This is a genomic window from Rhizobium sp. 01T444 (genome assembly GCF_056398305.1).
Genome location: NZ_JBFTPD010000112.1, coordinates 1 through 941 on the forward strand (window position 1 = coordinate 1; position 941 = coordinate 941).

Genomic DNA, 941 nt, shown 5'->3' on the forward strand with positions numbered 1-941 from the left:
ATTGTCAACCCAATAGATGTCGTTGCCGGTACCGCCGGAAAGCGCATCAGCTCCCATGCCGCCATCCAGCCAGTCGTCGCCGGCGCCGCCAATCAGCGCGTCATTGCCGGCCCCGCCGATCAGCCTGTCGTTACCCGCACCCCCGTCCAGCACGTCGTTGCCGGCGCCCCCGGTGATCGTGTTGGCCAAGGCATTGCCCGTCCCGGCAAAATTGCCGATGCCAGTGAAGGTCAGGTCCTCGACATTGGCGGCAAGCGTATAGGCCGCCGACCCAGCCTTCACCGTATCGATCCCCGCATCGACACTTTCGGTGACGACGTCACCGGCATTGTCAACGATGTAGGTGTCGTYACCGGCTCCGCCGATCAGCGTRTCSGCRCCKGCTCCGCCGTTCAGCGTGTCGTTGSCGRCACCCCCGGTGATCACGTTCGMCGCAGCRTTGCCGGTGCCGGTGAAGGCTGCCGACCCGGTGTARGTCAGGTTCTCGATATTGGCGCCGATCATGTAGACCGCCAGCGCGGTCTTGATCGTATCAATTCCAGCGTCCGCATCTTCAGTGACGACGTCACCGGCGACATCCACGATGTAGGTGTCGTTGCCGGCGCCGCCGATCAGCGTATCCGCACCGGCTCCGCCGTTCAGCGTGTCGTCACCGTCGCCACCCGACAGCCGGTCGCCCGCAGCCCCCCCGGTGATCGTGTTGGCAAGGCTGTTGCCCGTACCGGCAAAGGCCACCGTACCCGTATAGGTCAGGTTCTCGACATTGTCGCCGATCGTGTAGGCCGCCAGCGCGGTCTTGACCGTATCGGTGCCTGCATTTGCAGCCTCGGTGACGACGTCGCCCGCGATATCCACGATATAGATGTCGTCACCGGCTCCGCCGATCAGCGTGTCGGCGCCTGCTCCGCCGTTCAGCGTGTCGTTGCCGGCACCCCCGGTGA

1 protein-coding gene is annotated in these 941 nt (G+C 64.8%); it reads right to left on the reverse strand.

Annotation, left to right across the window (positions count from 1 at the left end; translation table 11 throughout):
* On the reverse strand, positions 1-941 hold a 941-nt coding region (locus AC1DTN_RS37390; protein WP_477925150.1), incomplete at both ends, for a calcium-binding protein.